Origin of the sequence: Natronomonas sp. CBA1123, assembly GCF_009741925.1 — an archaeon.
Classification (GTDB): domain Archaea; phylum Halobacteriota; class Halobacteria; order Halobacteriales; family Haloarculaceae; genus Natronomonas.
The window spans coordinates 80,832-89,205 of sequence record NZ_WPCC01000009.1 but is presented as its reverse complement, the minus strand read 5'-3'; the positions used below and the strand labels follow the sequence as shown (position 1 = coordinate 89,205).

Genomic DNA, 8,374 nt, shown 5'->3' with positions numbered 1-8,374 from the left:
CGCCGCGTCGCGAGTTCGTACCGAAGACGACATCCGACGCCCGAGCGCCGATGCTCGAGCGACTCCGGGCGGCACTGGAGGGGGCGCCGCCGCTCCGGACCGACGGCGCCGCCCGGATGCCCATCGAAAACCTCGGCGTCCGCGAGGAACTCCGGCTGAAGGAGCGAGCCATCGACGAGGCGCCGGTCGGCGTCACCATCGCCGACGCCGACCGCCCAGACGAGCCGATGGTGTACATCAACGACGCCTTCGAGCGGCTGACGGGCTACTCCAAAGAGCGCGTCGTCGGTCGCAACTGTCGGTTCCTGCAGGGTGAAGATTCCGACCCCGAGGCAATCGCCGCGATGCGGGAGGCGGTCGATTCGGGGGAGTCCGTGTCCGTCGAGTTGCTGAACTACCGGAAGGACGGCGAGCCGTTCTGGAACCGCGTCGACATCGCACCGGTCCACGGCGCCGACGGCGAGGTGTCGCACTTCGTCGGCTTCCAGACCGACATCACCGAGCGCAAGGAAGCCGAGATGGAGTTGAAACGCGAACGGCGGAACCTCGAACACCTGCTGGCCCGCATCAACGGCCTCCTCAAGGACGTGACTCGGGAACTCGTCGGTGCGGGGAACCGCGCCGAAGTCGAACAGACGGTGTGTGACAGCGTCGCCGCGGTCGACACCTACGAGTTCGCGTGGGTCGGCGTCCCGGACCGCTCCAGCGACACCCTCGCCGCGACGGCGTCGGCCGGCGAGTGGGCGGTCCGACCCGACGACCTCGGTGTCGACCTCGCGGCGGCGGACCCCCTTCCAGCCGCCGTCGCCTACGACACCGGCGAGTTGCAGGTCGTCACCGACCGAACGGAACTGGCGGCCATCGCCGAGCGGTCGCCGTGGATGGGTTCGGAGGGCGTCCGTGGCATCGCCGCCGTCCCGCTGGTCTACGGCGAGACGACCTACGGCGTCCTGTCGTTGTACACGACGGAGGAGGCGGCGCTGAACGAACACGAACGGGTCGTCCTCGAGGCCATCGGCCGGGCGGCGGCGACGGCGCTGAACGCCTTAGAGCGCGGCCGCATGCTCGCGACCGACAGCGTCCGACAACTCGACGTCGAAACCACCGACGACGGGCTGTTCTTCGTCGACCTCTCGGAACGGACCGGCTGTTCGCTCACCTACAACGGCTCTGTGTACCGCGAGGACGGCTCCGTGTTGATGTTCTTCCGGTCGGACGGCGACACGGAGGCCATCCTCGACGCCGTCGAGCAGTACCCACACATCGCGTCGGCGGAGGTGATACACGAACACGGCGGGGAGACGCTGTTCGAGTTCGCCGTTACCGACGACTCCCTGCCGGCGACGCTGGCCGAACGCGGCGTGCGAATCTGCGAAATCGGCGTCGTCGACGGCGTCGCGACCATCGAACTCGAACTGCCGAGCGAGGGCGACGTTCGGGCCGTCGCCGACCTCCTCTCGGAGCGGTATCCGGAGACGGACGTCGTCGCCCAGCGCGAGCGGGAGCGGCCGCCGTCGACGCGGCAGGCGTTCGTCGCCGACGTGGAGGACCGCCTGACCGAACGGCAGTTGACGGCGCTGCAGAAGGCCCACGTCAGCGGCTTCTACGAGTGGGACCGTCCGGTCACGGGCGATACGCTCGCCGAATCGATGGGCATCGGCCGGGCGACGTACCACCAGCACCTCCGGGCGGCCGAGCGGAAACTCATCGAGGCCTTTTTTGAGCGCTGACCGCCCGGTTCAGGGCCACCAGACGCCTTCCCGGCGGTCCATCCACGTCACGACGGCGACGTGGGGGAGCGTGAGAACGGCGATGAAGACGAGATACACTGCGGCGACCGACGCCGGCGAGGTGGGCGTGACGGGGACGAATACCGCGAAGCCGACGAGAAAGACGAGCGCCAGCGCGGTCAGCGGGGCGGCCTCTCGGGCGAACCGCCCGAGGCGTTTTCGGGTGTCGACAGCCGAGTCGCCGTCGACGGCGACGACTCTGATGACGTGCCGGAGGGCGTGCCAGACACAGAAGTAGACGCCGATGGCGACCAGCGGCGGCACCGTCAGGAAGAACAGCCACAGCAGCGCCGTCTCGCCGGCGTCGACCCGCCAACTGCGGCCGCTTCCGCGACGGTAGCCGACGAGCAACACGCCGACGGTGACCGCGAGGAAGACGCTTCCGCCGACGAGGCGTGTCGTCTCGGCGAACAGCCACGCCGTCGAGAGGTCGCTGCCGAACAGTCCGACCCACGCGTCGACGACGGTTCGGTATCTGTCGGGAAACGCCAGCAGCGGAACGAACATCGGGAGGCCGCCGCGGACGAACCCGGTCGCCGCCCGCAGTCGCGTCGAGTCGAGGTGGTCGGCGTCGACGAAGACGACCAGCGCGTGCACGTCGCCCTGCCCCCCAGTGGAACCACGTTATCGCGATGAACGCCGCCGCGGCGACCAGCGGTTCGAGGAGCCACAGCGCGGCGTAGGCGCCGCCGACGGCGGCGTAGAGAACACCGACGACGACCATCGATGACGGCAGCGAGCGGTCGTCGTCCATTCGCGCCGGAACGAGGTAGTCGACCGCGCCGTGGGGGAGTCCGAAGAGGACGACGCTCGCCGCCAGCGGGAGGTATCTGAGGGTGGGGCCGACCGTGACGCCGAGCAGCCGTCCGACCGTCGCGCCCACGACGAACAGGGCACAAATCGTCCATGCCGGGCGAGTGGCGAGGCGGTCGTACATCGCGCGAAACGCTGGCGTCGGTTGGTCGACGGTCACGCCCATCGGTCGACCACCCACCGGAACAGGACCAGGCCTTGGACGACGAAGAGGTTCGTCACGAGGAAGAACAGCGCCTCCTCGATTGGCAGGCCGAACGGGGCGATGCCGGTCGTGTACGTCGGCGAGATGTGCCAGATACCGGTCGCCAGCGCGATGCGGTCGATTATCCAGAGGTACACCGTCGGCACGGCGACGCCGAGGGCGACGGTGCGGCGCTGATACAGCAACTGCGGGAGGCCGACGACCCACTGGATGAACAGGACGGGCGCCGCCCACGCGAGAATCGCGCCGAGATAGAACGTCTCGGCGGTCGTGAGACACGCCACGCCGACCAATCCGACGGCGAGGGCGGCGACCCCGCCGAGGAAGCGGGGACTGACGGCGAGACGGTCCACATCGAGGGTGCGACCGCCCTCGGCCGTTCGCCCGAGCGCGTTGGCTTCGGGCCACCCGCGACGGAGGGTCAACTGGCCGAGCCACAGCGCGGTGAGAATCGGCTGGAGGACGAAGAAGGCGTACTCTCCGAGCGGCGCGAGGCCGAGGTGGACGAACGTCTGGCCCTCGCCGTAGCCCCAGACGCCGCGGGCGATGAGGTAGTTGTCCCACGGCGTCGTATAGACGACGGCGACGAGGGTGACGACGGCGACGCCGCTCCAGTAGACCGGTCGGCCGACCGACCACACCGTCGGCCGGGTCGTCCGCGTGCGGGTCACCGTCGCCGCGGCCAAAAGCACCGCCACGACCGGCAGGAGGAACGCGAAGTGGAACTGCGCGTAGGTGGGGGCGCTCATGGTCCCACCGCTGGGTGTGGCCTCGCGCTCCTCGCCTCGGTCAGGGGGTCCGTGTGCATTGTCGAAGGGGTTTCGGAGCCGAGTTGGCTCCGAGGAATCGTTCGTCTACGGCGCTTCAGACGGCTCCGGGGCCGTCAGTCGTCGGCGGGGCTGGCCGTCGAACCGGCGAGGTCGCCCGCGGCGTCGAGCACTTCACGGCTCGACAGCAGGATGATACCGAAGCCGACCTTCGCGACGAGGTCCAGCACCATGAAGCCGGCCGTCTCGCTGTAGAGGCTGATGGTGCCGAGGCCTTCGGTGCCGAGTATCCACCACACCGGATACACCAGCCAGACGACGACGATGAGGTTCCGGAGCGTGCGGAACGTCGATTGGGCGTCCTCCGAGAGGCGGTTGGCCTCCTCGGTCAGCGTGCCGAACAGGAAGTACAGCAACACCAACAGGAAGCCGGTGGAGACGCCCCACCAGATGAGGCGGTCACCGACGGGGCCGAGCAACACGCCGGTCGTCGACAGCGTCGCCACCGCGCCGGTGCCTATCATCAACGCGTCGAGGCCGACGAGCGTGGCAATCTGATTGCGGTTCGCCCCGGCCAACAACCCGAGGTCGATGAGGAGCAACGGTGTCGTGAACAGCCAGTCGGTGTATCGCGCCCAGTATATGGGTATCTCCTCGCCGGCGACGGTCACCGTCGTGAGGCCGAACCCCAGCGCCATCATCAGGTAGTTGACGAAGGCGATGGCGGTGATGAATATCGTCACGATGTAAAACTCCTGTCGGCGTCTGTTCTCCTCGCCCCACCCGCGGGCGATGAAGTACAGCATGCCGAGGAACATTCCTGCCGTGCCTATCCACAGCCATAGTGCTTCGCTGCCTGGTTCTGCCATAATCCGTGCTTAACTACGCATCGGTGGGTGTTGAAGAGTGTACCAAACAAGTATGGTTAATTTGGCAACTATTTCCAAAAAGTCGGACCGGGCGCCCTGACGGGCGCTATCGCCGGTAGCGTCGGAGCCGTTCGGGAATCGTCTCCGCGAGCGGGCCGCCGAGGCGGTCACGTAACGACCCGAGGATGCCACGAGGGACGAACAGAACGAACGCGACGAAGATGACGCCGAGATACAGCTCCGCGCGGCCGTCGATGAAGACGTTGATGAACTCCAGAACGGTGAACTCACCGACGCCGGCCGACAGGATACCCTCCGAGAGCGTATCCCGGAGGAACCGGGCCAGTCCGCTCGACTCCGTCGTGAAGATGCCCTGCAGGAACTCGTGGAACAGGTGGCCGTACAGCGCGCCGGCGAGGGTGCCGAAGCCGCCGATGATGGCCGCAAGCAAGGCGTCGGCGGTGACGAAGAGGTCGAAGGTGTTCTCGGGGGCGACCGACCGCCGGTAGCCGGCGAACAGCGCGCCGCCGATGGCGGCGAAGAAGCCGCTGATGCCGAAGGCGCCGAGTTTGTACCAGAAGGTGTTGTAGCCGACGGCCTCGGCGCGTTCCTCGTTCTCGCGGATGGCGACCATCACCCGGCCGAACGGCGAGTGGATGATTCGCTGCATCGCGAAGTAACAGACGAGAACGACCGCGCCGACGGCGTAGAAGGACACCTCGGCGGCTCCGAGGTCGATGCCGGTCCCGAGGACGTTCTCGAAGCTATCGCCGGCGAGGCGGCCGAGACGGAACTGCAGCGCGTCGATGCCGGGGATGCCGACCGCGAAGCCGTCGCGGCCGACGACGCCGACGCCGTCCCGGGGGTTCGAGCCGACGTAACTCCAGTTGCGGATGAACACGTGGGCGACCTCGGCGAAACCCAGCGTCACCATCGCGAAGTAGACGCCGGTGAGTCGGAACGACACCGCGCCGACGGCCAGCGCCGCCAGGAACGCCAACACGCCCGCGAGGACGATGATGAGCATAAACGGCGTCTCGGCCGGCAAGCCGGGTATCTTCCCCGTTCCGACGAGGACGACGAAGTACGCGCCGATGCCGTAGAACATCGCGTGGCCGAAGGAGAGATAGCCGGTGTAGCCGCTGACGAAGTCGAAACTCATCGCGAAGAGGCCGACGTAGAGGACGACGACCATCGTCCGGACGCGCGGCAGGAAGACGGTGAACAACTCGCCCAGCGACACGCCGAGAAGCGACAGCGAGATGCTCGTCAGGAAGCCGTAGATGAACGGGTACAGCACCAACACGCCGACGACGGCGATGTGGGCGGTGTGGGTCGCGAGGTACTGCCGCAGCAGTTCGCCGTAGCCGACCTCCGTGTCGGCGCTCTCGACGGGGCCGTCGCCGCCATCGGCAGGAGCGGGGTCGCTAATGGCCCCCCACCTCCTCGACGCCGAACAGTCCCTGTGGACGGGCGACCAACACGGTCACCAACACGAGGAACATCACCAACTCCGGCAGGCCGGGGAAGTCGATGTAGTTGATGAACAGCCACGACATCACGGCGTCGACGAAGCCGACGAGGACGCCGGCGACGACGGTTCCCTTGAACGAGCCGAGGCCGCCGATGATGACGACGATGAAGCCGACGAGCAGCGTCTCGACGCCGAGGGGGACGCTCGCACCGAAGCGGGGGTCCCACATGAGCATCACGCCGGCCAACCCGGCGAGCCCCGACCCGACGCCGAAGACGACGGTGAAGGCCTGCCGGATGTCGATGCCGAGCGCCTGTGTCATTTCGGGGTCCTCGCTACCGGCGCGGATGTACAGCCCGTAGCGCGTCCGGGTGAGAAACAGGAATATCGCCGTGACGACGAGCAGGCCGACGAGCGCCTCGAAGAGGTAGAGCCCGCGGGTGCTCGTCCCGATGATGTCGTAGCGAGCAGCGAGGAACTCCGGGGCGGTCCCGATGGCGTCCTGCCACTCGGTTTGGGGTTGGAGTCCGGCCAACTGAACGACGATGGTGGCCGCCTCGTCGAGGACCAACACCAGCCCGAACGTCAACAGAATCTGGAACAGCGGCTCGCGGTCGTAAATAGGCCGGATGAGAACTCGTTCGACGCCGGCGCCGAAGGCCGTCAGCGCCGCGAAGACGACCGCGACCGCGACGAAGAACAACAGCAGGCGCATTCCCTGCCCCGTCGCACTCGACACCAGAGCGACCATCACGGCGCCGCCGAGATACGCCCCGAGCATCGTCAGCGACCCGTGGGCGAAGTTGAGCACGCCCATCAGCCCGAAGATGAGGCTGAGGCCGCTGGCGATGACGATGTAGAGGGCAGCCTTCGACAGCGCGTCGAGCGTGATTTCGACGGGGGCAAACAGCGGAAGCGCCGTTGCGGTGAGTTCGAAGCCGGTCATGCCGAGAGGTACCTCCGTATCATCTCGTCGTCGCGCGTGACGTTCTCGGTCGACCCCGACTCGACGACCGTGCCGTGGTCGAGCAGGTAGAAGCGGTCGGCGACGTCCATCGCCAGCGGGAAGTTCTGCTCGACGAGCAGTACCGTCGACTCCTCGGCGACGGTCTTCAGCGCCTCGGCGACCGCCGCGACGATTTGCGGGGCGAGTCCTTCGCTCGGTTCGTCGACGAGCAGCAGGTCGTTGTCGCCGACCAGTCCGCGGGCGATGGCGACCATCTGCTGTTGGCCACCGGAGAGGTCACCCGCTTCTCGTCCGCGATGCGATTCGAGTTCCGGAAACGCGGAGTAGGCCCGCTCGAAGGCCGCCTCGACGGAGTTTCCGGGCGGCGTCGCGATGCGGATGTTCTCGTCGACGGTCAGATGCGAGAACATCCGGCGCTCCTCGGGGACCCACCCGACGCCCATGCGGGCGACTTCGTGGGTCGGCCGGCCGGTCACGTCCTCGCCGCGATAGCGGACCGTCCCTTCTCGTGGCGGCGTCAACTGCAGAATCGACCGCAGCGTCGTCGTCTTGCCGACGCCGTTGCGGCCGATTAACGCCACACACTCCCCGGGTTCGACCTCCAGCGAGATGCCCTGGAGGATGTGGCTCTCGCCGTAGTAGCTGTGGATGTCCTCGACTTCGAGCAGGCTCACGCGAGGCCACCTCCCGTGGCGTCGTCGGCGTCGTCGCTCGCGGCCGCGGAATCCGGTTCGTAGCCGCCGAGGTAGGCGTCCTGGACGCGTTGGCTGTCTCGGATGGCCTCGGGGTCGTCGTCGGCGATGAGCGACCCCTGATTGAGCACGGCGATGCGGTCGGAGACCTCCATCACCACGTCCATGTTGTGTTCGACGAGCAACACCGCGTGGTCGGCGGCGATGTCGTCGATGAGGTCGGTGAGTTCGTCGATGCCGTCGCTGGAGACGCCCGCGGTCGGTTCGTCGAGCAGCAACACGTCCGGGTCGCCCGCCAGGGCGATGGCGAGTTCGAGGTTGCGCTTCTCGCCGTGGCTCAGCGTCTCGGCGACCGTCTCACGCTCGTCGGCGAGCCCGACGCGTTCGAGGATGTGGTCGGCCTCCCGTTCGTACTCGGGGAAGGCCTCGACGTTGCGCCACGCCCGGAAGGAGTCGGCGCCACCCGCTGCCTGGGCGGCGATGCGGACGTTCTCCAGCACCGTCGAGGTGGCGAAGATATTCGTTATCTGGTAGGACCGGTGGATACCCGACAGCGCCGTCTCGTGTGGCGCGTGGTCGGTGATGTCGGTCCACCCGTCGCCGTCGCCGCCGCGGTACTCGACGGTGCCTTCCGTCGGCTCCAACACGCCGGTCAGGAGGTTGAAGAACGTCGTCTTCCCGGCGCCGTTGGGGCCGATGAGCGAGCAGCACTCCGCGCCGAGTTCGAACTCGACGCCGTCGACGGCGGTGACGCCGCCGAAGCGTTTGGTGAGGTCGGTCGTTCGCAGCACCATCGA

General features: G+C 67.5%; 8 protein-coding genes and 1 pseudogene. 1 reads left to right on the top strand and 8 read right to left on the bottom strand.

Annotated elements, in window-relative coordinates; all coding sequences use genetic code 11:
* Positions 1-1,730 (top strand): bacterio-opsin activator domain-containing protein (locus GJ631_RS06550; protein ID WP_231753906.1); only part of this gene is annotated, 1,730 nt, incomplete at its 5' end.
* A 9-nt stretch (positions 1,731-1,739) separates the two neighbouring features.
* Here the strand turns inward: GJ631_RS06550 and GJ631_RS06545 are convergent.
* The 8 genes and pseudogenes from GJ631_RS06545 to GJ631_RS06515 all read right to left on the bottom strand — a co-directional run bounded on the left by GJ631_RS06545 (position 1,740) and on the right by GJ631_RS06515 (position 8,371).
* A complete protein-coding gene (locus GJ631_RS06545; protein ID WP_370518574.1) occupies positions 1,740-2,387 on the bottom strand; it encodes a Brp/Blh family beta-carotene 15,15'-dioxygenase in 648 nt (215 codons plus the stop codon).
* A gap of 76 nt (positions 2,388-2,463) precedes the next feature.
* A pseudogene (locus tag GJ631_RS19200) lies at positions 2,464-2,544 on the bottom strand (hypothetical protein); the annotation flags it as partial.
* Positions 2,545-2,759: 215 nt separating this feature from the next.
* Complete coding sequence (locus GJ631_RS06540; protein ID WP_156708380.1) at positions 2,760-3,557, bottom strand: lycopene cyclase domain-containing protein; 798 nt, start codon at positions 3,555-3,557, stop codon at positions 2,760-2,762.
* Positions 3,558-3,691: 134 nt separating this feature from the next.
* The gene (locus GJ631_RS06535) at positions 3,692-4,444 is read right to left on the bottom strand and encodes a bacteriorhodopsin (protein WP_156708379.1); all 753 of its coding nucleotides are present in this window, start codon (positions 4,442-4,444) and stop codon (positions 3,692-3,694) included.
* Positions 4,445-4,550: 106 nt separating this feature from the next.
* Positions 4,551-5,744 (bottom strand): branched-chain amino acid ABC transporter permease, encoded by a 1,194-nt coding sequence (locus tag GJ631_RS06530; RefSeq protein WP_370518573.1) that lies wholly within the window; start codon positions 5,742-5,744, stop codon positions 4,551-4,553.
* Positions 5,745-5,871: 127 nt separating this feature from the next.
* Positions 5,872-6,864: a branched-chain amino acid ABC transporter permease gene (locus GJ631_RS06525; RefSeq protein WP_156708378.1), complete on the bottom strand. Its 993-nt coding sequence runs from the start codon at positions 6,862-6,864 to the stop codon at positions 5,872-5,874.
* The gene (locus GJ631_RS06520; RefSeq protein ID WP_370518572.1) at positions 6,861-7,559 is read right to left on the bottom strand and encodes an ABC transporter ATP-binding protein; all 699 of its coding nucleotides are present in this window, start codon (positions 7,557-7,559) and stop codon (positions 6,861-6,863) included. Before GJ631_RS06520 ends, GJ631_RS06525 begins: the two co-directional genes overlap by 4 nt.
* Positions 7,556-8,371, bottom strand: a complete 816-nt coding sequence (locus tag GJ631_RS06515) for an ABC transporter ATP-binding protein (RefSeq protein WP_156708377.1) — start codon at positions 8,369-8,371, stop codon at positions 7,556-7,558. The genes GJ631_RS06520 and GJ631_RS06515 overlap by 4 nt, the downstream gene beginning before the upstream one ends.
* Positions 8,372-8,374 lie beyond the last annotated feature (3 nt).